This window comes from Rhodanobacter sp. C05 (assembly GCF_002001165.1).
Classification (GTDB): Bacteria; Pseudomonadota; Gammaproteobacteria; order Xanthomonadales; family Rhodanobacteraceae; genus Rhodanobacter.
Genome location: NZ_MUNQ01000008.1, coordinates 280999 through 307325, shown reverse-complemented (window position 1 = coordinate 307325; position 26327 = coordinate 280999). Strand labels below are relative to the sequence as shown.

Below are 26327 nucleotides of genomic sequence, written 5' to 3'. Positions count from 1 at the left end.
CATGCTCTCGCACGTAGACGAGGCGCAGCAGCCGCGCATGGTGGATATCGGCGCCAAGCAGGCCACGCAGCGCGTGGCGCAGGCGCGTGCACGTGTGACGTTTCCCGCCGATGTGGCCACGGCGTTGCATGCCGCCGGCTACGTAACGCCCAAGGGGGCCGTTCTGACGGTGGCGCATATCGCTGGCGTGATGGGTGCGAAGGCGACGCCGCAATTGATTCCGCTATGTCATCCGTTGAGCCTGGACAAGTGCGATGTCGTGATCCGCATGGACGGCAATGACGCCTTGATCGATTGCACCGTGTCCTGTCTGGGCCGCACCGGCGTGGAGATGGAAGCACTGACCGGTGCAAGCATTGCCGCGTTGACGATCTATGACATGTGCAAGGCGATGTCGCACGACATCGTCATCAGCGATATCCGCTTGATCAAGAAGAGCGGTGGCAAGCGCGACGTCGATCATTCGATCGGCGCAGATCTGGCATGAATGTCCGCGTTGCACCTCCGATCTACGGGCTGCTGCTTTCCGGCGGTGCCAGCCGGCGCATGCAACGCGACAAGGCACAGCTTTCCTATGAAGGCCAGCCACAATTGCTGCGCGCCTGGCACCTGCTGGAAGCTGTGACGGAACGTGCCTTCGTTTCGGTACGTGCCGAGCAGCGTGACGATCCACTGAGAGCTGGCTTGCCGCAGATCGTCGATCGCTACGAGGCGATCGGGCCGGCTGCAGGCATTCTCACGGCGCAGGAGGCCTATCCGGATGTCGCATGGCTGGTCATCGCCTGCGATTTGCCGCTGCTGGACAGCATCACGCTGCAGGCGCTGGTTGACGCGCGTGATGCAACCGGCGACGCCACCGCATTCACAAGCCGCTTCGATGAGTTGCCTGAGCCGCTTTGCGCACTGTGGGAACCCTCCAGCCATGGACTGCTGAAACAACGCGTCGACGGTGGCAGCTACTGCCCACGCAAGGCGCTGATCCTGTCGCGCACGAAACTGCTGCCGGCGCCGGGTGACGCCCTGGACAACATCAATACCCCGGAAGAATTCGAACAGATTCAGCGCCAGATCGAGACAGCGTCATGACAACCGTTACCTTGCAGTACTACGCACAACTGCGCGAGCAGGCGCGCACCAGCGGTGAACTGGTCAGCACATCGGCAACCTCGCTGCATGATTTGTATGAAGAGCTGCGCGCCCGCCACGGTTTCAGCTTGTCGTCCGATGCGCTCAAGGTGGCCGTGAATGCCCAGTTCAGTGACTGGAACCGGGCACTGCGCGAGGGTGATACGGTCGTCTTCATTCCACCGGTAGCCGGCGGATGAAGCACTTCAGCCTCGCCAGCGATGCCATCGATCTCGCCGGGTTGCACGCTTCGCTGCAACATCCGGGCAGCGGGGGCTTCTGTGCGTTCGAAGGCTGGGTACGCAACAGCAACGAAGGGCGCGCGGTCAATGGCCTGGAGTACGAGGCATATGCCGAGCTGGCCCTGGCCGAAGGCGAACGCATCGTCGAGGAAGCCATCGCGCGTTACGGCATCAACGCCGCGCATTGCATGCATCGCACCGGGAATCTGGCGATCGGCGACCTTGCGGTGTGGATCGGCGTGTCGTCCGCGCATCGCGACGAGGCGTTTCGTGCCTGTCGTTACATCATCGACGAGATCAAGCACCGTCTTCCGATCTGGAAGAAGGAGCATTACGTCGAGGGCGATACCGCCTGGGTTGCCTGCGCGCACACCCATCGTGAGCATGAACACGAACCCCATCATCGACACGATCACGCGCATGAACCGGTTGCGTCGTTCGTGCCGGACTACTCGCGGCAGACACGCCTGCGCGAAGTCGGCGAAGCCGGCCAGGCGAAGCTGGCTGCCGCGCGCGTGCTGGTGATCGGTGCCGGAGGTCTCGGCTGCCCCGTACTGACCTACCTTGCCGGGGCGGGTGTTGGAACGCTGGGTATCGTCGACGGCGATCGCCTCGATGCGAGCAACCTGCATCGACAGACGCTTTACGACGCGCGCGACATCGGCGAGCGCAAGGTGGATCTGGCCGCACGGCGTATCGCCGCACTGAATCCTGCCGTCGCTGTGCATCCCTATGCCGAACCACTACACGTCGGAAACATCGTCGACGTATTCGGGCAGTACGACCTGGTGGTGGAATGCACCGACGATCTGGGTAGTCGTTATCTCAGCAATGATGCAGCGATCCTCACCGGCACCCCGCTGATCCTCGCCAGCGTCTATCAGTATGAAGGCCAGTTGCAGGTGGTTACGGCAAAGCCGGGGGATCCATGCCTGCGTTGCCTGTGGCCGCAGGAACCGGCCGCCGGTGTGGCTGGCAGTTGCATCGAGTCCGGCGTGCTCGGCCCGGTGCCAGGCGTGCTGGGCAGCATGCAGGCCATCGAGGCACTGAAACTGTTGCTCGACCTGCCGCGCCCGGCTGACCATGCCTTAGTGCTTATCAATCTGCTCGATGGCACCAGCCAGCGCTTGCCGATCGATGCTGCCCAGGGGTGTGCCATGCATGGCGGCTGTGTTGAGGCGGCACGCGCTGGACTGAGCCACGTGCACGATGCACGCGATGTGGAGCTCGCCTTTGTCGATTTGGACGACGCCATGGTCGCCGGTTACGCCTTGGTCGACGTGCGCGAGGCCGAAGAGATTGCTGCGCAGCCCTTGAACGCGCCATCGCAGTGGATGCCCTCTGCGCTGATTGGCGAACGTGCCACCGAGCTGGTCAAGGGACCGGTGTTGCTGGTCTGTGCATACGGCCGCCGCAGTGGCGTGGCTGCACGCATGTTGCGTGGGCAGGGCATGCTCAATATCCATTCGCTGGCGGGTGGTGTGGCGGCGCTGATACCGCAACGCGATCGTGTTGCGGGCTGATCCTCGGCGTGCCCATGATCGAGTACATAGACGCCCTGCAACGCTTGCTCTTGCATGCTGTTCGGTTGCCCGCCGAAAGTTGTCCGCTGGACCAGGCGTTGGGGCGAGTCACGGCAGCTGCGATTCGCAGCCCGCTGGCCTTGCCGACATTCGACCATGCGGCCATGGACGGATATGCCTTGCAGGTGCGAGATACGCTGGCCCCCGGTTCGGAACATGCGGTGCAGGGTTCGCAGGCTGCAGGTGATCGTGCCGGTGCAGCCACCGGCGATGCTTGCGAAATCATGACCGGCGCACGACTGCCCGAGGGCCTTAACAGCGTCGTCGCCGTGGAAGACACGCAGCTCCTGGCCACGCACGCCGATGGCACGTCGGCGAGCATCCGCCTGCTGCAGGCACTCAAGGCCGCACAAAACGTCCGTCATGCCGGCTCGGATGTGGCGATGGGAAGTGAAGTCTTCGGCCCCGGCACACGCATCGATGCTGCGCACGTGATGCTGCTGGCAGCGCTGGGTATCGGCTCGATCGATGCCGCACGCCGCCCGCGTGTGGCGATCATCTGCACCGGCAAGGAACTGCAGGCAGACCGTTCGCAGCCACTGGTCGCCGAGCGTATCCACAATTCCAATGGCCCTTACCTTGCGGCCACGCTGGACGCGGCCGGGGCACAAGTACACTCCTGCGTGACTGTGGACGACACCGTGGTGACGTATGCCGGTGCGCTTGCACAGGCACTCGATGCCGGCGTGGATCTGGTACTTAGCACCGGTGCCGTATCGATGGGACGCTATGACTTCGTGCCTGAAGTGCTACGTGGCCTGGGGGCTGAGCTGTTGTTCCACGGCGTGGCGATGCGTCCTGGCAAGCCGCTGTTATGCGCGCGACTGGCGCAGGGTCCGCTATTGCTGGCGTTGCCCGGTACGCCGATGGCGGTCGCGGCGGCGATGCGCTTCTTCGTTGCGCCGGTGCTGCGCACGATGACAGGACAGGGTACGGAGCCCGTACTGCATGCGGTGCTGGATACACCGCAACAGCCCAAGCCCGGTCTGCGCCATTTCCTGCGCGCCACTTTGCATCTTGATGACGATGGCCGGCTTCACGCCCGCGTGCTGCCGCAGCAGCAACCGTTTCGCATCTATCCCTACACTGAAAGCGGCGCCTGGGTGGTGCTGCCTGAACATGCTGCGGACTGCGATGAAGGCTCGATCGTGGAGGTCGCAAGCCTGGCGCATGGCCAATCGCCACGTATCGATCGCGCGCCACCCTGACTCGGACTACGGAGCGTTAGCGCATGAAACTGCAGATCGAAGCCCAGCACTTGCGGATCCGCATCGATGAAGACGAGCTGGCACGACTGCTCGCCGGCAACATCGTTGCGGGGCATACGCAATTCGCCAAGGCCTTCATGATGCACTTCACGCTGCGATTGCAGCACGAGGTCGAACCGGTGCTCACCGGATACACCGATGCCTGGCAGATCGGGTTACCCGAAGCCGCGGTTCGCGAGCATGCGGCGCGTCTGCCAACGCGCGAAGGACTGCGCTACCTGCTGCCGTGCGAGCAGGGCATCGACGCGCTGGAGTTGCTGTTCGATGTGGATGTCCGCGACAGCGTGCGCCGGCGGCACGGGTCGAAACCCTGACGGGCAGTTCTATCCCGCCAGGTGCATCAAGGCGCTGCCGGCCGCGCCGCCAGAATCCGCACAGGCACCGATTTATAGGACGGGGTTCCCGAACGGGCGTCGTGGCTCTCCAGCGCAACCAGCGCATTGCCCTCCGGGTAATACATCGCGACAGAGCCTTCAGCGATGGGATAGGCCACGGCGGTGTAGCCGCGAACGGCAAGTGGCGCAGTTCCCGGTTTGCCGACGGCTTCAACGTCGATCAGGTCGCCGTGCTGCAGCCCACGCGCGGCCAGATCACTCGCATGGATGAAGATCACGTCACGCCGGCCGGTGATGCCACGGTAACGATCGTCCATGCCGTAAATGGTGGTGTTGTACTGGTCGTGCGAGCGCAGGGTAGTCAATGTCAGCGTGTCCTCGGGCCCGCTCTTGTCTTCGTCCAGCCCTCTCGCGAGAAGGAAATGCGCGCGTTTGTCGGGCGTGTCCCACACACCGTCGGATGCGGCGACAGGCAACCGGAAACCGCCCGGTACACGCACGCGCTCGTTGAAGCGCTCGAAGATCGGGAACACTGCTTCGATCGCATCACGAATGCGGTCGTAGTCTTCAATGAAGGCTTCCCATTCCACCTTGGAGTCGGGCAGGGTGGCTCTGGCCATGGCGGCAACAATGGCCGGCTCGGACTTCAGCAGCGGACCCGCGGGTTTCAGCCGGCCGGCGGAAGCGTGCACCATCGACATGGAGTCTTCCACCGTGACCGACTGCGGACCACCAGCCTGTACGTCCAGCTCGGTGCGGCCAAGGCAGGGCAGCAGGATCGATTCACGCGCCAGGATCAGATGCGATCGATTGAGCTTGGTCGCGATATGCACGGCCAGGTCGAGCTTGGCCATGGCGGCAAACGTGGCAGCCGGATCGGACATCGCCACCGCCAGGTTGCCACCGAGACAGAGCAGGACGCGCGAGCGCCCATCGCGGATCGCCTTCACCGCTTCCACGGCATCGTGCCCATGCATGTCCGGTGGTTCAAAACCGAAGCGCTTGCGGATGCCGTCGTTCAGCGCCTTGTTCGGCTTTTCGGTGATGCCGACGGTGCGGTCGCCCTGCACGTTGGAATGGCCGCGTACCGGGCAGATGCCGGCGCCTTCATGGCCGATATTACCGCGCATCAGCAGCAGGTTGGCGATCTGCTGAACGTTCTCGGTGCCGTGGCTGTGCTGGGTAATGCCCATGCCATAGGCGACGATCACGCGTTCGGCTTTCGCGTATGCCGCCGCGGCTGCCTCGATGTCGGCGCGGGTAAGGCCGGCCTTGCGTTCGATCGCATCCCACCTCGTGCGCCGCAGATCCGCAACCAGGGCGTCGAAGCCGGTGGTGTTGGCAGCAATGAAATCGTGGTCGATCGTGCCGGCACGGCCGGCGGCACGCTCAGCCTCGTCGGTATCGAGCAGGTATTTCATCATGCCCTTGAGCACGGCCACGTCGCCACCGACTTTCACCTTGTAATAAGTCGAAGCAATCGTTGTGGACTTGCCGGTAAGCATTTCGACGGGGTCTTGCGGTGCAGTAAAGCGTTCCAGACCACGCTCAGGCATGGGATTGAACACAATGATCGGCACGCCGCGCAGCGACACCTCGCGCAAGGTGGAAAGCATGCGAGGGTGGTTGGTGCCGGGGTTGTGACCGAACGAGAACAGCGCATCGCAGTGGTCGAAGTCCTCCAGCGTAACCGTGCCCTTGCCGACGCCGATGGATTCGGGAAGGCCGACGCTGGTCGCTTCGTGGCACATGTTCGAGCAGTCGGGGAAGTTGTTGGTGCCGTATTCCCGCGCAAACAACTGGTACAGGAAAGCAGCCTCGTTCGAGGCGCGGCCCGAGGTGTAGAACTCCACCATGTTCGGGTCGGGCTGCGCACGCAGGGCGGTCCCGATGCGTTGCATGGCTTCGTTCCAGCTCAGCTCGACGAAGGTATCGGTGGCCTGGTCATAGGCCATGGGGTGCGTGAGCCGGCCTTCGTTTTCCAGCGCGTGGTCGTGCCAGGTCCAGAGTTCGCTGACCGTGTGCTGGGCAAAGAACTCGGGCGTGGTGCGCTTGGAGGTGGCCTCCCAGGTTACCGCCTTGGCGCCGTTCTCGCAGAACTCGAACGAGGAGGTGTGTTTCGGATCGGGCCACGCACAGCCGGGGCAATCAAAGCCAGTGGGCTGGTTCACCCGATGCAGCGCGCGGGTTTCGCGCATCGGCGCCATCTGCTCTCTTACGGCGCGCGCTACCGCACCCAACGCACCCCAGCCGCCGGCGGGTGCCTCATAGTCGCTGACCCCGGGAACCTTTTTCTCGCTCATGCTCGTGCACCGCGCTGCTCAACCTGATCGAGGATATTACGCCGACGATGCAACTGAAGTGACTGTCGCAGGCGTCAACAGGAATCGTCGCCGGCCAATTGGTCGCGCACATGTCGCAGGTCCAGCAGGGTGTCGACATCGATGTTGCCATGCGAAATAAATCGCTCGACGCGAAAAGCCTCCCGCTCGATCAAGTCATGTGCGCCGCGCGGGCCGGAGCATGACATCAGTGCCGCAAAGCAATCCCGTGGAAACAGCACCGGTGGGCCTGATATGCCGTTCTGCTCGCTAACGAGCAGGCGCTCCGGTGCCAGCGCATGTCGCTGGAGCATATGCCCTGGCAAGGCCGCATCCAGCAACGGTTGATCGGCCAGACACAGGAGTAGCGCAGAAGCCTGCGGATATTCGACATCCAGGTAACGAACGCCAGCGGCGAGCGAACTGCCCATGCCCTCGTGCCAGCCGTCGAATCGGATCAACCGCAGCGGCAAATCGTCGAGTACGGCCTCGACTTGTTCAGCATAGGCACCCGTCACCACGACGACAGGGATGTCATGCTCCAGCGCGCTACGCGCGGCACGGCGCACCATCGGCTCACCCTGAATCTCGACCAGTTGCTTGATGCCGCCAAAGCGCAGGCTTTCGCCTGCTGCAAGCAGCAGGATGACAGGCGATGCCGGGCTTTCGACGGGATGGCTCATCCGTGAATCGTGCCTTCGTTGTCGCGCAGCCGACCACCATCGCGCTGGTTGATCACCGCCATGATTTCAGCAGCGATCGCCAATGCGATTTCCTCCGGTGTTTCCGAACCGATGTCCAGCCCGGCCGGCGCATGCACGTGCAAACCGGCAAGCGCACCGTGGTCGCGCATGCGTCCCACGCGTTCACGCGATCCGAGTGCGCCAAGGTAGGCCACCGGCGCGCCTTGCAAGGCAGCCAGATAGGCGATGTCCTGTTCGAGGTTGTGCGTCATCACCACGACCGAGCTCTGCGCGTCGAGCGGCAAGACACGGCGCAAGCTGGCTGGCGATGCGCAAACGGCATGCAAGCCGGCCGGCAGATGCGTTGCCTGCAGGCGCACCGGATCGTGATCGACCAGAGTGGTCTGCCAACCCAAGGCCCTGGCCAGAGGGAGTAACGCACGTGCGGCGGCACTGCTGCCGATGACGACCAGCGCGTGCGGTGGTTCTATCGATTCCACCAGCACATCGACCACGCCTCGTGCGGATGGCAGGCTTAGTGTGCTGGTGCGTTTGCCGGTTGCCGATGCGACAGTATCGATGATCGACCGGGTCAATGCCGGATCGGCGATATCGTCATGCAGCACATCGCGCTCGCACCACAACATCCGCTGCGGCATCACCACCACGCCGTCGACAGCGAACATAGTGGCGAGCCGCGCGCAGCGTCGTTCATTGAGGCATTGCGCCAGGGCATCGATGAAGCCGATCGCGAGCGCGGTAGTCAGCGGCTCGATCAATATTTCGAGCTCACCGCCGCAGCCCATCTCCAGCAATACATCAAGGCCAGAATCCGCGTTGTAATGGATCAGGCGGGGAAGGTCGCTGGCGATGACCTCCTGCGCACGCGCCACGATGTCGCGTTGCGGGCAACCACCGGACAGTTCGCAGACCACGCTGCCGTCGCCTAGTACAAGCATGCGTGTGCCGGGACGGCGAAAGGTGGAGCCGCGGGTGCGGGTCAGTGTTGCCAGTGCAGCCTTTGGTGGCGTATCGCGGCCCAGCGTGCGTAGTGCATCGATCAGGGTGTTCAGCTCATGCGCCGAATTCATCGATCATGTCACCAGCTAGGGAAGGGGGAGCAGCAAGACTGGCGGAAGACTGCAGGTCCTCAGTCTGAGGCGTACCAGAATTAAGGTGTCTGCAACTCGCCAGCGGGCTGCCCGCTTGCGGTTTTCAGTCTAGCGCGACATTCGTCAGCAAGTGCGTCCACCGCGCTATCGCGAGCAGGGAGTCTTCTGGTATACGAGATTCTCACGGGTGTATTGCTGAAATGGCGTTTCCGACACCCGTCTGGGGGCTAACCCCACCCGCTGTTTGATACCAAGCGTCCAAGCGTCGTTTCCTGGATTCTCAACGCAGTGCGGAGGTACCTATGCTGTCCTTGTCCGTCAACGGCGAGTCGCATTCGGTCGATGTTCCTGCGGACATGCCGCTGCTCTGGGTCCTGCGGGATGTCATCGGCCTGACGGGTACCAAATTCGGCTGCGGCATCGCGCAATGCGGGGCATGCACGGTGCATCTGGATGGCCAGCCGGTTCGTTCATGTGTGCTTCCCGTAGGATCGATTGGCAGCAAGGCCATCACCACCATCGAAGCCATCGGCGATACGCCGAGTGGGCAGAAGATCCAACAGGCGTGGCTGGATGTGGATGTCGTGCAGTGTGGCTACTGCCAGTCAGGGCAGATCATGTCGGCGACAGCCCTGCTCAAGCGCTCGCCGAATCCCAGCGATGCCGAGATCGATGCGGCCATGTCCGGCAACATCTGCCGCTGCGGTACTTACGTGCGAATCCGGGCGGCCATCAAGCAGGCGGCAACGGGCAAGCTTGAGATCCTGCAGACGATCGTTACCTCGCCCGAGGGAGCCGCGCCATGAAGCTGAAAACAGGCAAGCCCCAGACAGCTGACCAGATCGACCTGAATCGCCGGCATGCCATCCAGTCGGGCGGTCTGGCGATCGCCTTTCTATGGCTGGGCGGAAGCGGCATAGCTTCCGCCGCGATCAATGCGCGTAGGCAACCGGGCGATGCCGCCGCCGCCCTGGCGGACGGCAACCCGGCCTTCGCGCCGAATGCCTTCATCCGCATTGGTACCGACGGCACCGTACGGCTGGTCATGCCGATGGTGGAAATGGGGCAGGCGATCTATACCGGTTCAAGCATGTTGCTCGCCGAGGAGCTGGGCATCGGCATGGATCAGATCACCGTCGAGCATTCGCCGCCCAGCGATGACCTGTACGGCATGCCGCTCCTGGGCGGCCAGATTACCGGCGGCTCCACCAGCACGCGCGGCACCTGGCAGGTATTGCGCGAAGCCGGTGCCGTGGCGCGGACACTGCTGGTGGCTGCCGCGGCGGCGCAGTGGCATGTCGACCCGGCGACATGCACGGTGGATCGGGGCATGGTTCGCCACACCCCATCGGGCCGCAGCATTGGCTTCGGCGCAGTGGCCTCGGCGGCGGCCCAGTTGCCGATGCCGGACAAGGTGCAGCTGAAGGACCCGAAGGATTTCCAGGTGATCGGGAAACCGCTGCGGCGCGTGGATTCCGCCGACAAGGTCAAGGGCGCCACCCAGTTCGGTCTGGACGTGCGAGTGCCCGGCATGAAGATCGCCGTCGTCAAGGCATGCCCTACCTTCGGCGGCAAGCTCGCTTCGGTCGACGACAAGGCCGCCCGCGCGATCCCGGGCGTCGTCGACGTGATCCGCATCGGCGATGCGGTCGCCGTGGTCGGCGAACATTTCTGGGCCGCGAAGCAGGGACTCGAGGCGCTGGGTATCACGTGGGACCGCGGCGAGAACGCCAACCTCACCACTCAGCAGCTTCGCGACGCACTCGCGGAGAGTGCGCTCAATGGCAAGTCGATCGTTGCGCGCGAGGTCGGCAGCCGGCCGGCCGATGGGAAAACGGTCGAGTCGGTCTATCAACTGCCCATGCTCGCCCACGCCACCATGGAGCCGCTCAACGCCACCGTCTTCGTGACTTCAGACAAGTGCGAAATCTGGCTGGGCACCCAGGTGCCTGCACGCGTTCTCGATGTGGCGGCAAAGATCACTGGCCTGTCCAAAGACAAGATCATCGTGCACAACCAGTATCTCGGTGGCGGCTTCGGGCGACGCCTGGAAACGGATTCGGTCGAGCAGGCACTAGCCTTGGCCAAGCAGGTGTCGTATCCGCTCAAGGTCGTATGGACGCGTGAGGAGGACATCCGCCACGATCGTGTGCGACCGATGTACCACGATCGCATTTCGGCTGTGCTCGACGCGAATGGCCGACCAGCCTGGTATGGCTATCGCACGAGTGGTGGCACCGTGCTGGGGCGTTGGGCCCCGATGGCCATGGGCAAGGACGGCCTCGACAGCGATGCGGTGGAATGCGTCGCGGAAGTGCCTTACGAAATCCCGAATCTCAAGGTCGAGTGGATTCGTCATGACATGCCTCCGGGGCTGATTGTCGGCTGGTGGCGTGGCGTGGGATCGACGCATAACCTGTTCGTCGTCGAAAGCTTCATGGACGAACTCGCACATCACGCCGGCAAGGATCCGCTGGAATATCGACGTGCCTTGTTGCAGAAGAACCCGCGCTCGCTGGCCTTGCTCAATCTGGCCGCAGAGAAAATCGGGTGGGGCGGTCAGCCGTTGCCCGCGCGGGTTGGGCGGGGCATCGCGCTGGGCGAACCCTTCGGCAGTCGGGTCTGCGCCATCGTCGAAACCGAAGTCACCCCGCAGGGCGAAATCCGGCTACGCCGCGCCGTTGTGACCCTGGATTGCGGCATTGCGGTCAATCCCAGCTCGATCGAGGCACAGATCCAGGGCGGCCTTCTGTTTGGGTTCAGTGCAGCGCTCTACAGCGAGATCACGATCAAGGACGGTGCGATCGAACAGAGTAATTTCCACGACTACCGAAACCTTCGCATCAACGAAACCCCGTTGATCGAAGTCCATCGCATCGAAAACAGCGAAACACCCGGTGGCCTGGGCGAAGTCGGTACCGCGATCGCGGCGCCCGCTCTGGCCAATGCGATCTTTGCTGCGACGGGCGTGCGGCTCTACAAGCTTCCGGTAGACCGGAATCTTCTTGTGCAAGACGCCGAGGCACTCAAGCGCGTGGTATCTGCAACCGTCGCCAGCACGGGGAGGAATGACGCATGAAACGCTTCCTCATCATCGTAGTTCTCGTGCTGATTCTCGGTGGCGTGGCCTATTTCGCACTGAATCGCACTGACAGCTCCGACGGTACGGCACCCGCCATTGCCGGTGCTCCTGCCACGGCTGACGTGCTGGCGCGTGGCGAATACCTTACCAAGGCGGCCGACTGTACCGCCTGTCACACCGTGCCCGGTTCCGGCAAACCGTTTGCCGGCGGTGTGCCGTTCCGTCTGCCGTTCGGCACGATTTATTCGTCGAACATCACAGCCGATACGCAAACCGGCATCGGCAGCTGGAGCGATGATGATTTCGTTCGCGCGATACGTGAGGGTGTACGCAAGGATGGCAAGCGGCTTTACCCCGCGTTCCCCTATACCTCGTATACGCAGCTGAGCCGCAGCGATGTCCTCGCGATCAAGGCCTATCTCTTCAGCCTGCCGAGGATTCGGCAGTCGGACAAATCCAATGATCTCGGTTTCCCATTCAACCAGCGCTGGGCCATGGGCTTCTGGAATGCGGCGTTCTTCAAGAGCCGGCGCTTCGTCGTCGATGCATCGAAATCACCGCAATGGAACAGCGGCGCCTATCTGGCTGGCGCTTTAGGGCATTGCGCGGAATGCCACACCCCGCGCAATGTGGGCTTCGGCCTGGAGCACGGTAACGAACTGGCTGGTGAGGTATTGCAGGGCTGGCGCGCCTACAACATCACATCGGATACGGCACACGGCATAGGTGCATGGAGTGATGGCGAGATCGCCAACTATCTGTCCACCGGGCACGCGGATGGCCGCGGCTCTGCCTCCGGGCCGATGGGCGAGGCTGTTGATAACAGCCTTCAGTACCTGAAGCCCGAAGACACGACTGCCCTGGTGACCTATCTGCGCAGCGTTCCCGCACGGGAAGGGAAGAACCCGATCACGATCGATGCGAAAGCAGCCCCCGCGCTGGCCTCAAGCGATACGGCCCCCGGCGGAGACAGCGCAGATGCAAACAGCGCAGGGCTCAAACTCTTCGAAAGCGCTTGCGCAAGCTGTCACCAATGGAACGGTCAAGGCCAGGAGACACCGTACGCCTCGTTACTGGGTACGCGTGGCGTGAATGACATCGACGGTGCCAATGTCACCCAGGTCATCTTGCATGGCTCCAAGATGCGCCTCGATGGGCACGATGTCTTCATGCCGGCATTCGGTCGCGCTTACTCGGACACGGAGGTGGCAGCTCTGGCGAACTATGTCATCGCGCACTTCGGCAACAAGCCGGGAACGGTCACCCCAGACGCTGTGGCGCAAAGCCGAAAGCTCTAGATCGCACATGCCGATATGGCGTCGATGCAAACAGGAGACGGTATGAGGCATCGGAGGTCGCGCGCTGCTTCGACTCATGCAGATCGAACGTGGGGGAGGTAACGATGGGGCATGTCACAGCGAAAGGTCAGGATCATCGGCTTATTCGCTCCCCAACCCAAGAAAGGTCATGCTCATGAAAATCCGCTATCTCCAGCGAAAAGGGCTGCTCGCCGCCATGACTGTTGCGATCTCGGCAATGGCCATGTCTGCGATGGCCGCTGATCAACCCGTGCATGTGCGCGGTACTGTCACCGCCGTGACGGCTGCCGGCTTTACCGTGCAGACCGATGCCGGCCCCAGAACCATCGTCATCGCAGCCGACACACGTATTACCGGCGTGGTGCCGAGCAGCCTCGACCAGATCACGCCTGGCTCGTTTGTCGGTTCGGCCAACGTGCCCGATGGCAGTAGCTCGCGTGCGCTTGAAGTGGTGGTATTTCCACCGGCGATGAAAGGCTCAGGCCTGGGCGACTACGCCTGGGATCTCCCGGCCAAAGACGGCAGCGCTTCGGCAATGACCAATGGCAGCGTGATGTCTTCGGCCATGACGAACGGGACCGTCAAGAAGATGAATCACGCGATGCCGATGGCATCGGCGATGACCAACGGTACCGTGAAGAGCGCGTCCGGCAACAGTGATCGCTCGCTGGTGGTGGATTATGGAAAGGGCGAGAAGACCATCGATGTGCCGGCCAACGTGCCGGTGGTGACCTTCAAACCCGCGGACAAGAGCGCGATCGTCAAAGGCGCACACGTCTTCGTGGCGGGCCTGCCTGGCAATCCGGTGAACGCCAGGATCGTGGCTGTCGGCCTCGATGGCACCGTGCCTCCCATGTGATGTGCAGCGGAGTTTGAGGCACTTCAAGCGGTCCGTCCTTGTCTGCTCGCTACGGGCAGCGGCGGAGCGCTCGAATGTCTTCTGTATTGACTCATCGAGATGGTCATGAGCGATATATAGTCGGGCATGCAGCCACTCCATGCAGACTGGCCCACATCAACGCGCCATGACAGAGATCGAGCGAATCCCATGCTGAAGACCTTCTTGATGAAATCCGGGATCGCTCTGTGTCTGGCGTCGACGCTCATGCTTCCCGTCCGAGGAGCGCAACTGCCCGCAAGTCCATCGAGCTCGGGATCTGTCCAGGTTCGGGTTGCTGGCAAGGAAATCCGCACGTTCAACGAAAGCGACCTGGCGAGTCTGCCCCGCAGCAGCGTCACAGCCGGTGCGCATGACGAGAAACCGAGCCTTTGGGAAGGCGTGGCACTTGTCGAGCTACTGCGGCGCGCGGGCGCACCGCTTGACAAGCAGTTGCGTGGACGCGAAATGACAAAGTTCGTCCGCGTCACCGCGGCCGATGGCTACCAGGTGGTCTTCAGTCTGACCGAGCTGGATGCGGCCTTCGGCGATCGCAACGTGCTCGTGGTCGACAGGCAGGATGGCCATCCACTGTACGGCAAGGACGGCCCCTTGCGGCTTGTCGTGGCAGGGGACAAGCGGCCGGCACGCTGGGTGCGTGAAGTGGAGACCATCGAGGTGGTCGATGGCTCCGTGTCGGGTCATTCGTCATTGCATGGCGATGCCAGTCCCGACAAATAAGCACGCATGAGCATGCGGCTTGCCGCCGTGTTATGCATGCCCGATCAGATACCCGCGTACCACTCGTAACCCTGGTCTTCCCAGTAGCCGCCCTTGCCACCGCCGATCGCGTCGAATGATTTGACTACCTCGATGCGGCTCAGGTATTTCGCCTGCTTGTAGCCAAGTTGCCGACCCACGCGCAGGCGCAAGGGCGCGCCGTTCGGCACCGGCAACGGTTTGTCGTTCAGAGCGAATGCAAGCAGCGTTTGCGGATGTCTCGCTTCGCCGACGTCCACGCTCTCGTAGTAAGGCGTGTTCACATCCATGTCATCGAAGCAGTGGAAGACGACGAAGCGCGCCTGCGGATCGGCCCCGACATGATCGAGTACGGCGGAGAGCAAGGTGCCTTGCCACTTGCCGATGGCGCTCCAGCCCTCTACGCAATCGTGCCGGGTGATCTGCGTGCGTGTGTCGATTTTCTTCAGGTCGTCGATCGACAGCATGGCGGGCCGGCTGACCATGCCGTCCACCCGCAGCTTGTAGTCGCGGAACTGGTTCGCCATCAGTGCTTGATAGGCCGGCGTGTTGGGCATCGTGGTGCCGTTCGGATGAAACACGGAGGAGATATCGGCCTCGGTGTATTCCTTCGCCATGGCGCTTGAAGGTGAGAGCAAAGCCTGCACGCGGCGGTTCAGCCCCTCGGCCTTGTTCAGCACCTTCGGACCCCAGTCGCTTTGCGAAATGCGATCGCAGCCGGCGACGATCAGGCTCGCCGTGCCCATGATGGCGATGCGCAGGAACGATCGACGGTCAGTCATGGGAGCGCTCCTCGGCAGAGATCGTCTCGTCGGGTTTGACGATATCGACCTTGCCTGTATCAACTTTGTAGTAGCCGGTGATCATGCCGCGAAGCTGATTGAATACACCGCTGATAAGCACCTCGAACACATGGATCAGCACGAAGGCCACGAAGGCCCAGGCGATGATGAAATGAATGGTCCGCGCGGACTGACGACCGCCAACGGCCTCGACCAGGGGCGAGAGCACTGCATCCATGCGTGGCGACATCGCCAGGCCCATCAGCACGATGCCGACACCGAACACGAAGATCACGGTCAGGTAGGCAAGTCGTTGCAAGATGTTGTAGCGCAGAGCCTCTTCGCCATGCGGATGCTTGAAGCGAATGTGGTCGAGAATCGAATGGCCGATCCCGCGCCAATCGGTACGTGTGGGCCATAGGTCGCGCTGCAAGTGTCGTCGGGCAAGCGAATAGCCAACATAGCAAAGCCCGTTCAGCACGAACACCCACGCGAAAAAGAAGTGCCAGCGCCTTCCCATCGCTAGCCAGGCGGGGCCCGGCACAGTGAGCCAGGATGGAAAGCCGCGTACTTCGGGGGTGCCATCACTGCCTTTGGATACGCCCAACACTCCAGTGGTAGTGAATACGTGGCTGCCAATCCGGGTGGTCCCGACAAGGTGTCCTGCCGAATCCTGACGGGCGCCCAGCGTCAGGAGCTCTTTGCCTTTGTCGGATCGGTTGCCCCAGTAAAGGCTCGGATGCGCATTGAAGATCTGCAAACCACTGAATAGCATCAGTGACAGTGCAATGACATTGATCCAGTGCATGATCCGGATCGGTAGCGTATGCCGATAGATCAGCCGCTGGGATGGTTCTCTCGCGTCCATCTCGGCAACAGCAATACTTTCCGTATTCACGATGTACACCTCGGCAGGACATGGCGAACAGAACAGCCTTCTGATGCAGATGCGACGGAAACCGGTCTTTTACCGCCCTAATCGCCCCATCTTGTCTTAGTTCGTCGCCACGCTGCGTGAGGTTACTCGCCGGTAGGCGGAGTGTGTCAATACACGCTGTGCAAACCCTCGTATTTCGCCAAGAGGTACATCTCGACGGCGCTCGCCATTGTTCGTATGGCTGGCTGTTATCCGTCAACGTGACCGCGATTCAAATTGAACTCCCCGCACATCCCTTGAAACTCATTGGCCACGCCTACCGGACCTCCACCACATACAGGTTCTACGATAGCTTCCATACCGGCAAGGCCGGCGGAAAGGTAAAGCGATAGGTATGGCTCGTCGCTGTGCTTACGGATGAGTATTTCGCCTAGATGCATGATCTCGTGCGACCCGGGATGGCCGTACTTGAAAACGACAGACATGCTTTTGCTTCGCTACCTCACGGTGAGATCATGTCTATCTCAACCAGCATGGTTCGTGATGCTGTACCTCATGTTCTGGGGGCGGGTTCAACGGGGTCTGCTTTCTTCGTTTATCTGTCGCATGGAAAGGTGACCATGATGTGCGAAGGAAGGTGCCCGGTAGTTGCCAATTATGAACATCGAGAACAGATAGCCAATGCCTGCTTTCGAAAGCTGACACGATAGGGGCGGTATAAGGTACCGGGCGAACAGTCGACCTGTTTCAAGGATGTATCCATGGTTGCGACCAGTGTTCCAGTTCAGCGCGCTATGCCAGGCCAAGAGGGGAGCGCCATGCCGGTGCTCGTCATTGCCGTGCTCTTTGGCGTAGCCCACATATTGACCAACGGGCAGTACGGTTTTCACCGGGACGAATGGCAATTCCTGAGCGATGCACAGCATCTGGATTGGGGCTTTGTGCCTTATCCACCCCTGACCGCTGCACTGGAGTACCTGGGCCTCAAGATGTTTGGCCTGTCACTCGTGGGCTTGCGCTTGTTTTCGGTGCTCGCGCAAGTCCTGGTGGTTCTCGCCAGTGGCCTCATGGCTCGCGATCTGGGGGGCGGGCGGCTGGCGCAGACGTTTGCCGCCATCGCGGTAGCGCTGTCGCCATTGCCGATGTTCTGGGCGACCGAATTCCAGTATTCCTCATTCGACCTGTTGTGGTGGGTGCTTATCGCCTGGTGCGTGATTCGTCTGGTACGTGACGATGAGCCACGCTGGTGGGTGGCGATAGGCATAGTCGCAGGCCTTGGCCTGCAGACCAAGTATTCGATCGCGTTCGTGCTCGCTGGCGTGCTGGTGGGAGTACTGCTCACCGACGCACGGCGATATGTCGCTAATCGCTGGTTCTGGGCCGGTGGCGTCATCGCGCTGCTTATATTCGCACCCAACCTTGCCTGGCTTATCAGGCACGATTTCGTTTCCTACCATTTCCTGCAAGGCATCCATGCGCGCGACCTACATCAGGGGCGCGCTGAGGGCTTCCTGCGCGATCAGTTTCTGTTGAATGCCAACCTGTTCGCCGCGCCTGTCTGGCTGGTGGGTTTGTTCGCCTATTTCAACGACCGCCGCTATCGCATGCTTGCCTGGATGTATGTGGTGCCACTGCTGCTGTTCCTGTTGGCACAGGGACGCTTTTATTACACCTGTGGCGCTTACCCCATGCTCCTGGCCATGGGATCCGTTGTGGGCGAGCGATGGTTGCGCACGCTGCGCCCCGCATGGCGTGTTGGGATCACCACACTGGTATTTACGGGTGTCTTCGCCATCGGCATCTATGCGACGCTGCGCATCGTACCCATCGCATCAGGCGGTCCGTTGCGAGACTTTGCACTCCAAAACAACGGCGACCTCCGCGAAGAAATCGGTTGGGACGAAATCGTCGCGCGAGTGGCAGCTATTCGCGATGCCTTGCCTGCCGAACAGCAAGCCAACCTGGGCATTGTCGTGGGCAACTATGGCGAGTACGGCGCCATTGCCCTGCTGGGTCAGCGCTATCGCCTGCCCACACCCATCACCGCCGTCAACTCCGGATGGCTGCGTGGCTATCCACAGGCACCACCTGCTACATATATCGTGCTGGGAAGTTCACACGAGCGCGCCGATGAGCTTTTCACCGATTGCCGCGTTGCCGGGCACACGGCCAACACCTTGGGCGTGACCAATGAGGAAAGCGGGGAGCACCCCGATATCTTTGTGTGCGGCGCCAGGCGCAGGCCATGGAGCGAGCTTTGGAAGCACGGGCCGGAATTCAGGTGAGTTGTCGAAAGACTGGCAGATGTTTGAAGGGGTACGCGCTGTCAGCAATGCCCGCAATCCGAGCAGACACTTCTTGGTAAATCCTTCATGCGCCGCCGGCATCACACCGACCATTGCTGACAGGCAACAAGGACTGCCACTTGTCATAGGCTCGATTTATCGTTGATGGGAGCTCAAGGATATGCAGGCCAGATATCGAGCAGTTGGGTGTTTTCTCATACGCATCGGTGGGAGATCGTGCACCGAAGGATCATTCGATTCGCGTGTTGCGTATTCTGGTCGACTTTAATCCTGAAGGAACTGGGCCTGGTGTTGGGTCAGGGTGATTGGCGAGTTACGCAAACGATGACGATGGTTTTTTCAAGTTTCTCAGCTGACTGCGAGGACGAACCTACAACGTGGTGCTCACCGAATGTACGATTTTGGGCGATGTGGATGGCGCCGGAGCAGGAGTACGAAGGAGTGTCCGTTAAGTGTCCGCATACTGTCCGCGGACTGCGCTGTTGTGTTGCAATGGCCGTTAACACATTGAAATTTCGTCCAAAGTCTTGGTCGCACGACTGGCACGATATTCGCTAACGAAGTTGGATGACAGGAATCGGCGCTTAGCACCCACAGGGAGTTTCGGATGTTTGGCTATTACCTTGACTTGGCCTTGCGTAGCCTCGGGCGCAACAGGGCTCTTACTGCGCTGATGGTACTGGCGGTTGCGATGGGCATCGGCGCCAGCATGACCACGCTGACCGTGCTGCATGTGCTGTCGCGCGATCCATTGCCGGGGCGCAGCACGCTGACTTATTTCCCACAGCTCGATCCGCGGGACGCCAACGGGTATGTGGCGGGCACGACGGAACCGCCAGGTCAGGTGTCCTGGATCGACGGCACGAACCTGCTGAGCGCCAAACGCGCGGACCTTCAGGCGCTGATGACGGGCGGCCAGGTGGCGGTGCAGCTGGACAACGCGATGCTCGATTCGTTCTACGAAGCTGCACGCTACACCACCGCCGATTTCTTTCCGATGTTCGGCGTGCCGTTCCAATACGGTCGCGCGTGGAATGCGGAAGACGACGAAGCGCATGCGCGCGTGGCGGTGATCAGCGCCGAGCTCAACGACAAACTGTTCGGTGGCAAGGACAGCACCGGGCAGATCTTGCAACTGTCCGGTGCCGCGTTTCGCATCATTGGCGTGCTCGGCGACTGGCATCCCAATCCGCAGTTCTACGACCTCAACCGCAAAAGCTACGGCGAGAACGAAGGCATCTACGTGCCACTATCCACGTCGCAGGACGTGGGCATGAATCAGCAAGGCAGCGTTGACTGCTGGGGCAATGCCGGATCCGGCAAGAACCCCAGCCATGCGGCGCCTTGCGTCTGGCTGCAATTCTGGGTGCAACTGGACACGCCAGCCAAGGCTGCTGATTACAAGACGTTTCTCGTTAATTACTCGGCGCAGCAAAAAGCGCTGGGCCGTTTCCAGCGACCGCCGAATGTGCGTCTGCGCAATGTCACGCAGTGGCTGGACTACAACCAGGTGGTGCCTGACGATGTGCGTCTGCAGACCTGGTTGGCGCTCGGCTTCCTGCTAGTGTGCCTGGTCAACATGATGGGCCTGATGCTGGCCAAGTTCATGCGTCGCTCCGGCGAGCTGGGTGTGCGCCGTGCGTTGGGTGCATCGAAACGTGCGCTATTCGCGCAACTGCTGGTGGAGTCGGGTGTGATCGGTCTTGCCGGTGGCATCGGCGGCCTGCTGCTGGCTTTGCTCGGTTTGTGGCTGGTGCGCAGGCAACCGGCGGAATACGCCGCGCTAGCGCATCTTGATACAGCGATGCTGCTGGCCACTTTTTTATTGGCGGTATGCGCAAGTTTGCTGGCTGGCCTGCTGCCGGCCTGGCGTGCCTGCCAAATCGCTCCCGCCCTACAATTGAAGAGTGGTTGACATGGATATTCTGCCGATTCTTTCCACCCTTCGTCGCCACAAGCTCACCTCATTGCTGCTTATTATGGAGATCGCGCTGACTTGCGCCATCGTCTGCAACGCGGTGTTCCTGATCGGCCAGCGGTTGCAGGTCATGCATTTATCCAGCGGCATTGCCGAAAACGAATTGGTGGAGGTCCAGCTGGGCTACATCGGCGCTGGCCCCGATGGCAATGCGCAATCGCAGACCGATCTGGCGGCGCTGCGGCAGATCCCCGGCGTGACGCAGGTGACGCTGACCCGCTACTTGCCATTCACCCTCGATGGCTCATCCAACAGCGGCATCAAGCTGGATCCTCAGCAGCAAGAAGATACGCTTGAGGCTGCGCAGTATTTGGGTGAGAACCTGGTGCCCGCACTGGGCATGCAATTGGTGGCAGGACGCGATTTTCAGCCCAGCGAGTATGCCGATTTCGCCGCGGTGGTGGCTGGCTTGAACCGTGGTGACGTAACGATTATGCCGCACACCATGATCATCACGCGCACACTGGCCGAGCGGTTGTGGCCCGGACAGGATGCGCTGGGCAAGGTCATCTACGTGGGCGACGGGGTCGCGTTCCGTGTGATCGGTGTGGTCGCACATCTAGTACGGCCGAACGGCCTGCAGCAGGGCCTGGAATACAGCACGATATGGCCGATCCGCATGACCTCGGCCGATGGTGCGAGCTACGTGATTCGCTGCGCGCCGCAGGATCGCATGGCGGTGCTGAAAGCGGCGGTCACCAAGCTGAAGGAACTCAATCCCAACCGCGTGGTGTTAAAGAAGCGCACGTACGATGAAGCGCGCAATGATTTTTTTGCCACAGACCGCGCCATGGCCGGCATACTTATTGGGGTGATCGCGGCGTTGCTGATCGTCACCACACTGGGCATCGTCGGGCTGGGCAGCTTCTGGGTGGCACAACGCCGCCGGATGATCGGCGTGCGCCGCGCGCTAGGTGCCACGCGTGCCGACATCCTGCATTACTTCCAGACCGAGAACTTCCTGCTCGCGACGATTGGTATCGCGTTGGGGATGGTGTTGGCCTATGGCATCAACCAATTTCTGATGCAGCATTACGAATTGCCACGGCTGCCGGCGATCTATTTCCCCGTCGGCGCAATCGCCTTGTGGTTGGTTGGCCAGCTCGCCGTGCTAGGCCCGGCGCTGCGTGCCGCCGCAGTTCCGCCGGTAGTGGCGACGAGGAGCGATTGAGTGTAAAGGCGGATTCAATCGGTCGTCACAACATCTTTAGCGATGAAGGTGCTGGAGGGGACGGTCGAAGAGGTTGGCGCCGCTGCCATCGATCACATCTCACCCAGGGAAACTGACAGCAAGTGAACTCTTTCTACATTGCGCTGGAAAAGCCAGGGCTGCTGTTGGACGAAGGCGCTTACATAGCTCCTTCTGCAAAGCTTATTGGGGATGTGCATATCGGTCGCACATCCAGCGTATGGTTTGGTGCCGTCTTGAGAGGCGACAGCGACAAAATCATTGTGGGTAGCGAGAGCAATATCCAGGACAACGCCGTGTTGCATACGGATCCAGGCATCCAATTGGTAATAGGGGACAGAGTCACCGTCGGCCATTTGGCCATGCTGCATGGATGCGAGATTGGAAATGGATCGTTGATTGGCATCGGCTCGGTTGTTTTGAACGAAGCCAAGATTGGTTCCAACTGCCTCATTGCGGCCAAATCCTTGGTTCCCGAAGGGAAGGTGATTCCTGACAATTCAATCGTGCGGGGCATCCCTGGTCGTGTTGTTGGTCAGGTCACCGATAAGCATTTGGTCATGATGGAGCGCAGCTACCAGTCCTATGTGGCACGTGCGCGCCGCTACGCAAGTTGTCACGTATGAGTTGAATCGGCGCCTCGAATGCGGCGCAATTTCAACCCGCATCGCCTAATCGCATGAAGGCGTCTTCGCTCCACATTTCGCTGCCGACCCCATGGTGCACAAAGATTTGCGGGCAAAGCGAACCGGCCGCCACGGCATCCGAAATATATTGCGCACTGCTACGGCGTAGACTGGCCCAGCATATCCATGCATCCACCCATGCACTGGTTTGTGGTGCGCCACTGCGTCACAGTATGTGTGAAGTCATCACATTGACTTTATTTTGATCTACAGTTCAATATACGCGCCGCGATGACAAATGCGAGGCCGAGCTCGGCGCTGATGGATGTTTCATTCATAGGGAGAGGACTTCGGTGATTGAAGGTGAGAGCAAGGAAGCGACGTTCACGGTCGTCAAGAATCACGAAGGTCAATATCCGATATGGCCCGTCGATAGGCCCTTGCCCGCAGGATGGCAGGAAGTCGGAAAATCCGGTTCGAAGCACGAGTGCCTGGAGTACATCGAGCACACCTGGCTTGACATGAGACCACTGAGCTTGCGCCGCCAGATGGAGGCGTCGAGTAGCTAGCAGCGTGCAGGACATGCTGCGAAGTGATTGTCGGTCATGGTCTTAGCGAGGGAGTAGCTGCCAGTGCATCGTTCCAATCCTTGGGTCCAGATTTTCAAGCCACAAGAAAACGCCATCGCGCGACTCATTTGCTTTCCGTTTGCCGGAGGCGGCGCGCAAAGTTTCAACAAATGGCCGGACCATTTGCCCGACGGCATCGAACTGCTGGCCGTCCAGCTCCCCGGTCGGGAAACGCGCATGCGCGAGACGCCGCTGAGCGATGTCGACAGCCTGCTCGACGCCATGCTGCCTGAAGTGCAGGGTTATCTGGATCGTCCATTTATTCTGTATGGACACAGCATGGGTGCGCTGATTGCCTATGAATTCGCCAGGCGTCTGCAGGGCATGTCGCTCGCGCCGGAATGCCTGATGGTTTCAGCCCGCGTCGCACCCCACCGGCGTCCTCCGCGAGAACCGATCAACAAATTGCCACAAGCGGAGTTCGTCGAGGCTTTGCGGCATTTGCACGGAACCCCCGAAGAAGTTCTGGGGGACAGCGATCTGATGGCGCTGATCTCTCCCATGCTGCGCGCGGATTTCGCGATCAACGAAGAATACGTTCATGCGGCCGAACCGCGGCTCGAGTGCAACATTCTCGCTTTCGGCGGCCTGCAGGATTCCGAAGCGGGGCGCCAGGGTATGGACGACTGGCGCGAGGTCACCGATGGCGACTTCGGCTTGCGCATGGTTCCGGGTGACCACTTCTTCATCCAGACAGCTCAGACATTGTTCCTGCGCATGCTGTCGATCGAGATTTACCAGCAGACCCGCGTCGCCTGGTCGAACGCGCATTATCGGGCGAATGCTAGGCTGGCCTGCACCAGTTCTCGCTAGGGATTCGGAATTATAGGTGCGTTACAGCGTTACAGCGTTACAGCGTCACAGTGCGTGAAGTTATTTCACATTATCTTCATTTCATCAAATATATACTTGACGTGCACGGTGTGTACCCTGTGTGGAAGGAGCAACAAGTCGTAAGCAGATCGCCAGGGGATAGGGGGGTGGTTGCTTGCAGCTTTATAGTCCGATAAATGCGTGTGCGCGGCGTTTTGGTTGCTGTCTGCTTTATATGTAGGGAATTAACTTTTCATCTGTATTGCTCATAGCTTCAGCAGCTATGTCAGAAAGGTTTTGCCTGATTTTGAAAGCGTGACATCCGAGTGACACTTGTCTGCGAAAACCGACTCGCAACATGACAAATGCGAGGCAGGGCTCGGCGCTGATGATGCTTCATCCATAGGGAGAGGACTTCAATGATTGAAGGTGAGAGCAAGGAAGAGACGTTCGCAGTCGTCAAGAATCACGAAGATCAATATTCGATATGGGCCGCCGACAGGCCCTTGCCCGCAGGATGGCAGGAAGTCGGAAAATCCGGTTCGAAGCACGAGTGCCTGGAGTACATCGAGCACACCTGGCTTGACATGAGACCACTGAGCTTGCGCCGCCAGATGGAGGCGTCGAGTAGCTAGCAGCTTGCAGGACATGCTGCGAAGTGATTGTCGGTCATGGTCTTAGCGAGGGAGTAGCTGCCAGTGCATCGTTCTAATCCTTGGGTCGAGATTTTCAAGTCGCAAGAAAACGCCATCGCACGACTCATTTGCTTTCCATTTGCAGGTGGCTCAGTTCAAGCTTTCAGGGAATGGCATGACTATCTGCCGCGAAGCATTGAGCTTTGCGCGGTGCAACTTCCCGGGCGCGAAATGCGTCAGCGCGAAACGCCCATAGCGAATGCCGCCGATATCGTCGACGCGGTATTGCCCGCATTAATTCCGCTGATGGATCGTCCGTTTGCCGTATATGGGCATAGCATGGGCGCGATCGTCGCTTACGAGTTGGCGCGGAGACTGCAGCAGGAAGGTCATCCTGCGCCGGAGTGCCTGATCGTTTCGGGAAGAGTGGCGCCACAGCGGCCGTTAACGCGCGCGCCGATCAATCATCTTCCGCATGAAGAATTCATCGAAGGTCTGCGTCAATTGGACGGCACGCCTGCCGCAGTCTTGAACGATAGCGAGCTGATGTCGCTGATCGAGCCGATGCTGCGCGCCGATCTGGCAGTTCATGAAGACTACAAATATCAACACGAGCCCAGATTGCAGTGTGACATCCTGGCGTTCGGCGGTCTGTGCGATCCCGAAGCTGGGCGCGACGATGTGGCGGCATGGCGCGATGCGACGGATGGTTTATTCGGTTTGCAGATGATGCCGGGCGGACACTTCTTCATTCGCTCGGCTCAAGCACTTTTTCTGCGCGCATTGTCGATTGAACTGCGCAAAATGATGGCGCGGTCGGCGGTGCAGGAACGTTGCGCAAGCTGACAGTTTCATCGATGTTTATCGGGACGTTTCGCAGTTCGCAACCATTTTGATTGGTCATTATCGAAGGGGTGATAACTTGCAAGATTTAAATGTCATCGGAGTTGTGGGTGCCGGCGTGATGGGACGCGGCTTGGCCCAGGATCTCGCCCAGCATGGGCACAAAGTGCTGCTTATCGATACAGGAAAAGACATCCTCGATGATGCGGTGAGGTCGATTCGCCAGAATATTCGAGCCCAGCTTCTCATGGGTAAGAAGAATGGCGGCAAGAGCGCCGACGAAATACTTTCCGCGGTAGTTACTTCGACAGATCTAGCTGTTTTGGAAGAAGCGGATTTTGTCGTCGAGAACGCCACGGAAAACTTCGACATCAAGAAGGGTATTTATCGACAGATTGATCAGATCTGCCGACCGCAGACGGTTTTCGCTGCGAATACATCGGCGATATCGATTACCCGGATTGGTTCTCTTACCAAACGTCCAGATCGGATTCTTGGAATGCATTTCATGAATCCGGTACCGATGAAAAAGACGGTCGAGGTCATCCGCGGCCATCACACAACGACTGAAACAATCGATACCGCGATCAAATTTCTGAGCCAGTTCGGCAAAGAGGGCGTGATTGTGCGGGACTCGCCTGGATTTGTGTCCAATCGAGTACTGATGTTGACCGTCAACGAGGCGGCATTCCTCGTCCATGATCGCGTTGCTCCACCGAGCGACATCGACAAGATTTTTGTCGAGTGCTTTGGCCACAAGATGGGTCCTCTAGCAACTGCAGACCTCATCGGTCTGGATACGATTTTGTACTCGATCGATGTCCTGTATGAAAGTTTCAATGACAGCAAATACCGTCCATGCCCCTTGCTGAAGCAGATGGTGGATGCGGGCTTGCATGGTCAAAAGAGCGGCAGAGGTTTTTTTGAATACTGATTCCGAAAA

The 26327-nt window shown here is 60.3% G+C and carries 25 protein-coding genes and 1 pseudogene; 21 read left to right on the top strand and 5 right to left on the bottom strand.

The genetic code is table 11. The annotated features are described in order from the left end of the window. Nucleotide 1: 1 nt before the first annotated feature. From moaC to B0E51_RS07270, 7 genes and pseudogenes are all read left to right on the top strand, one after another. Nucleotides 2-487 (top strand): cyclic pyranopterin monophosphate synthase MoaC, encoded by a 486-nt coding sequence (gene moaC / locus B0E51_RS07295; protein WP_077444208.1) that lies wholly within the window; start codon nt 2-4, stop codon nt 485-487. Next, nucleotides 484-1086, top strand: coding sequence for an NTP transferase domain-containing protein (locus B0E51_RS07290; protein WP_077444207.1), 603 nt, complete (start codon nt 484-486; stop codon nt 1084-1086). Before moaC ends, B0E51_RS07290 begins: the two co-directional genes overlap by 4 nt. After that, nucleotides 1083-1325, top strand: a complete 243-nt coding sequence (locus B0E51_RS07285) for a MoaD/ThiS family protein (RefSeq protein ID WP_077444206.1) — start codon at nt 1083-1085, stop codon at nt 1323-1325. Before B0E51_RS07290 ends, B0E51_RS07285 begins: the two co-directional genes overlap by 4 nt. Beyond that, nucleotides 1322-1726: pseudogene (locus B0E51_RS19875) on the top strand (molybdenum cofactor biosynthesis protein MoaE); the annotation flags it as partial. The gene B0E51_RS07285 and the pseudogene B0E51_RS19875, both read left to right, overlap by 4 nt. Before the next feature lie 81 nt (nt 1727-1807). After that, the gene (locus B0E51_RS07280; protein WP_343124662.1) at nt 1808-2890 is read left to right on the top strand and encodes a HesA/MoeB/ThiF family protein; all 1083 of its coding nucleotides are present in this window, start codon (nt 1808-1810) and stop codon (nt 2888-2890) included. Nucleotides 2891-2904: 14 nt separating this feature from the next. Next, nucleotides 2905-4158, top strand: coding sequence for a molybdopterin molybdotransferase MoeA (locus tag B0E51_RS07275; RefSeq protein WP_077444204.1), 1254 nt, complete (start codon nt 2905-2907; stop codon nt 4156-4158). A 23-nt stretch (nt 4159-4181) separates the two neighbouring features. Beyond that, nucleotides 4182-4532, top strand: coding sequence for a hypothetical protein (locus B0E51_RS07270; protein WP_077444203.1), 351 nt, complete (start codon nt 4182-4184; stop codon nt 4530-4532). Nucleotides 4533-4558: 26 nt separating this feature from the next. Here the strand turns inward: B0E51_RS07270 and B0E51_RS07265 are convergent, their stop codons facing one another. The 3 genes from B0E51_RS07265 to B0E51_RS07255 form a co-directional block, all read right to left on the bottom strand. Next, on the bottom strand, nt 4559-6856 hold the full coding sequence (locus tag B0E51_RS07265) for an FdhF/YdeP family oxidoreductase (RefSeq protein ID WP_077444202.1): 2298 nt from the start codon (nt 6854-6856) through the stop codon (nt 4559-4561). A gap of 74 nt (nt 6857-6930) precedes the next feature. Then, nucleotides 6931-7557 (bottom strand): nucleotidyltransferase family protein, encoded by a 627-nt coding sequence (locus tag B0E51_RS07260; protein ID WP_077444201.1) that lies wholly within the window; start codon nt 7555-7557, stop codon nt 6931-6933. Further along, nucleotides 7554-8648 carry an XdhC/CoxI family protein gene (locus B0E51_RS07255; protein ID WP_077444200.1) on the bottom strand — a complete coding sequence of 365 codons (1095 nt, stop codon included), beginning with the start codon at nt 8646-8648 and terminating at the stop codon, nt 7554-7556. Before B0E51_RS07255 ends, B0E51_RS07260 begins: the two co-directional genes overlap by 4 nt. A 323-nt stretch (nt 8649-8971) precedes the next feature. On the opposite strand from B0E51_RS07255, the gene B0E51_RS07250 reads away from it, so the two are divergent. The 5 genes from B0E51_RS07250 (at nt 8972) to B0E51_RS07230 (ending at nt 14688) form a co-directional block, all read left to right on the top strand. Next, nucleotides 8972-9475, top strand: coding sequence for a (2Fe-2S)-binding protein (locus B0E51_RS07250; protein ID WP_077444199.1), 504 nt, complete (start codon nt 8972-8974; stop codon nt 9473-9475). Next, a complete protein-coding gene (locus B0E51_RS07245) occupies nt 9472-11748 on the top strand; it encodes a molybdopterin cofactor-binding domain-containing protein (RefSeq protein ID WP_077444198.1) in 2277 nt (758 codons plus the stop codon). The genes B0E51_RS07250 and B0E51_RS07245 overlap by 4 nt, the downstream gene beginning before the upstream one ends. Beyond that, nucleotides 11745-13049, top strand: coding sequence for a c-type cytochrome (locus tag B0E51_RS07240; RefSeq protein ID WP_077444197.1), 1305 nt, complete (start codon nt 11745-11747; stop codon nt 13047-13049). The genes B0E51_RS07245 and B0E51_RS07240 overlap by 4 nt, the downstream gene beginning before the upstream one ends. A gap of 76 nt (nt 13050-13125) precedes the next feature. Then, on the top strand, nt 13126-13929 hold the full coding sequence (locus B0E51_RS07235) for a metal ABC transporter permease (protein ID WP_143525824.1): 804 nt from the start codon (nt 13126-13128) through the stop codon (nt 13927-13929). A gap of 189 nt (nt 13930-14118) precedes the next feature. Further along, the gene (locus B0E51_RS07230) at nt 14119-14688 is read left to right on the top strand and encodes a molybdopterin-dependent oxidoreductase (protein ID WP_168172595.1); all 570 of its coding nucleotides are present in this window, start codon (nt 14119-14121) and stop codon (nt 14686-14688) included. Between the two features lie 44 nt (nt 14689-14732). On the opposite strand, the gene B0E51_RS07225 is transcribed toward B0E51_RS07230, so the two are convergent. Beyond that, complete coding sequence (locus B0E51_RS07225) at nt 14733-15488, bottom strand: molybdopterin-dependent oxidoreductase (RefSeq protein ID WP_077444194.1); 756 nt, start codon at nt 15486-15488, stop codon at nt 14733-14735. Beyond that, nucleotides 15481-16386, bottom strand: a complete 906-nt coding sequence (locus B0E51_RS07220; protein WP_254424444.1) for a cytochrome b/b6 domain-containing protein — start codon at nt 16384-16386, stop codon at nt 15481-15483. The genes B0E51_RS07225 and B0E51_RS07220 overlap by 8 nt, the downstream gene beginning before the upstream one ends. A gap of 797 nt (nt 16387-17183) precedes the next feature. Here B0E51_RS07220 and B0E51_RS07210 point away from each other — a divergent pair. The 9 genes from B0E51_RS07210 (at nt 17184) to B0E51_RS07170 (ending at nt 26318) form a co-directional block, all read left to right on the top strand. Then, the gene (locus tag B0E51_RS07210) at nt 17184-18650 is read left to right on the top strand and encodes a glycosyltransferase family 39 protein (protein ID WP_254424443.1); all 1467 of its coding nucleotides are present in this window, start codon (nt 17184-17186) and stop codon (nt 18648-18650) included. Nucleotides 18651-19278: 628 nt separating this feature from the next. Next, complete coding sequence (locus tag B0E51_RS07205; protein WP_077444191.1) at nt 19279-20586, top strand: ABC transporter permease; 1308 nt, start codon at nt 19279-19281, stop codon at nt 20584-20586. A 1-nt stretch (nt 20587) separates the two neighbouring features. Continuing rightward, on the top strand, nt 20588-21820 hold the full coding sequence (locus tag B0E51_RS07200) for an FtsX-like permease family protein (protein ID WP_077444190.1): 1233 nt from the start codon (nt 20588-20590) through the stop codon (nt 21818-21820). Between the two features lie 122 nt (nt 21821-21942). Beyond that, nucleotides 21943-22464 (top strand): gamma carbonic anhydrase family protein, encoded by a 522-nt coding sequence (locus B0E51_RS07195; protein ID WP_217333082.1) that lies wholly within the window; start codon nt 21943-21945, stop codon nt 22462-22464. A gap of 353 nt (nt 22465-22817) precedes the next feature. Continuing rightward, nucleotides 22818-23033: an MbtH family NRPS accessory protein gene (locus B0E51_RS07190; protein ID WP_254424442.1), complete on the top strand. Its 216-nt coding sequence runs from the start codon at nt 22818-22820 to the stop codon at nt 23031-23033. A 63-nt stretch (nt 23034-23096) separates the two neighbouring features. Further along, nucleotides 23097-23906: an alpha/beta fold hydrolase gene (locus tag B0E51_RS07185; protein WP_168172594.1), complete on the top strand. Its 810-nt coding sequence runs from the start codon at nt 23097-23099 to the stop codon at nt 23904-23906. A 419-nt stretch (nt 23907-24325) separates the two neighbouring features. Beyond that, nucleotides 24326-24541, top strand: coding sequence for an MbtH family NRPS accessory protein (locus B0E51_RS07180; protein ID WP_077444187.1), 216 nt, complete (start codon nt 24326-24328; stop codon nt 24539-24541). Between the two features lie 63 nt (nt 24542-24604). Next, on the top strand, nt 24605-25387 hold the full coding sequence (locus tag B0E51_RS07175) for an alpha/beta fold hydrolase (protein ID WP_168172593.1): 783 nt from the start codon (nt 24605-24607) through the stop codon (nt 25385-25387). Between the two features lie 76 nt (nt 25388-25463). Continuing rightward, entirely contained in the window at nt 25464-26318 is an 855-nt protein-coding gene (locus B0E51_RS07170; RefSeq protein ID WP_077444185.1) for a 3-hydroxyacyl-CoA dehydrogenase NAD-binding domain-containing protein, read from the top strand. Nucleotides 26319-26327 lie beyond the last annotated feature (9 nt).

What these genes read in the sequence shown, in the direction of transcription:
- B0E51_RS07250 (WP_077444199.1), top strand. Translation starts at nt 8,972, where the DNA reads ATGCTGTCCTTGTCCGTCAACGGCGAGTCGCATTCGGTCGATGTTCCT.
- B0E51_RS07200 (WP_077444190.1), top strand. Translation starts at nt 20,588, where the DNA reads ATGGATATTCTGCCGATTCTTTCCACCCTTCGTCGCCACAAGCTCACC.
- B0E51_RS07255 (WP_077444200.1), bottom strand. Translation starts at nt 8,648, where the DNA reads ATGAATTCGGCGCATGAGCTGAACACCCTGATCGATGCACTACGCACG.
- B0E51_RS07270 (WP_077444203.1), top strand. Translation starts at nt 4,182, where the DNA reads ATGAAACTGCAGATCGAAGCCCAGCACTTGCGGATCCGCATCGATGAA.
- B0E51_RS07225 (WP_077444194.1), bottom strand. Translation starts at nt 15,488, where the DNA reads ATGACTGACCGTCGATCGTTCCTGCGCATCGCCATCATGGGCACGGCG.
- B0E51_RS07240 (WP_077444197.1), top strand. Translation starts at nt 11,745, where the DNA reads ATGAAACGCTTCCTCATCATCGTAGTTCTCGTGCTGATTCTCGGTGGC.
- B0E51_RS07290 (WP_077444207.1), top strand. Translation starts at nt 484, where the DNA reads ATGAATGTCCGCGTTGCACCTCCGATCTACGGGCTGCTGCTTTCCGGC.
- B0E51_RS07230 (WP_168172595.1), top strand. Translation starts at nt 14,119, where the DNA reads ATGCTGAAGACCTTCTTGATGAAATCCGGGATCGCTCTGTGTCTGGCG.
- B0E51_RS07235 (WP_143525824.1), top strand. Translation starts at nt 13,126, where the DNA reads ATGCAGATCGAACGTGGGGGAGGTAACGATGGGGCATGTCACAGCGAA.
- moaC (WP_077444208.1), top strand. Translation starts at nt 2, where the DNA reads ATGCTCTCGCACGTAGACGAGGCGCAGCAGCCGCGCATGGTGGATATC.
- B0E51_RS07285 (WP_077444206.1), top strand. Translation starts at nt 1,083, where the DNA reads ATGACAACCGTTACCTTGCAGTACTACGCACAACTGCGCGAGCAGGCG.
- B0E51_RS07210 (WP_254424443.1), top strand. Translation starts at nt 17,184, where the DNA reads ATGCCGGTGCTCGTCATTGCCGTGCTCTTTGGCGTAGCCCACATATTG.
- B0E51_RS07180 (WP_077444187.1), top strand. Translation starts at nt 24,326, where the DNA reads ATGATTGAAGGTGAGAGCAAGGAAGAGACGTTCGCAGTCGTCAAGAAT.
- B0E51_RS07205 (WP_077444191.1), top strand. Translation starts at nt 19,279, where the DNA reads ATGTTTGGCTATTACCTTGACTTGGCCTTGCGTAGCCTCGGGCGCAAC.
- B0E51_RS07260 (WP_077444201.1), bottom strand. Translation starts at nt 7,557, where the DNA reads ATGAGCCATCCCGTCGAAAGCCCGGCATCGCCTGTCATCCTGCTGCTT.
- B0E51_RS07245 (WP_077444198.1), top strand. Translation starts at nt 9,472, where the DNA reads ATGAAGCTGAAAACAGGCAAGCCCCAGACAGCTGACCAGATCGACCTG.
- B0E51_RS07275 (WP_077444204.1), top strand. Translation starts at nt 2,905, where the DNA reads ATGATCGAGTACATAGACGCCCTGCAACGCTTGCTCTTGCATGCTGTT.
- B0E51_RS07265 (WP_077444202.1), bottom strand. Translation starts at nt 6,856, where the DNA reads ATGAGCGAGAAAAAGGTTCCCGGGGTCAGCGACTATGAGGCACCCGCC.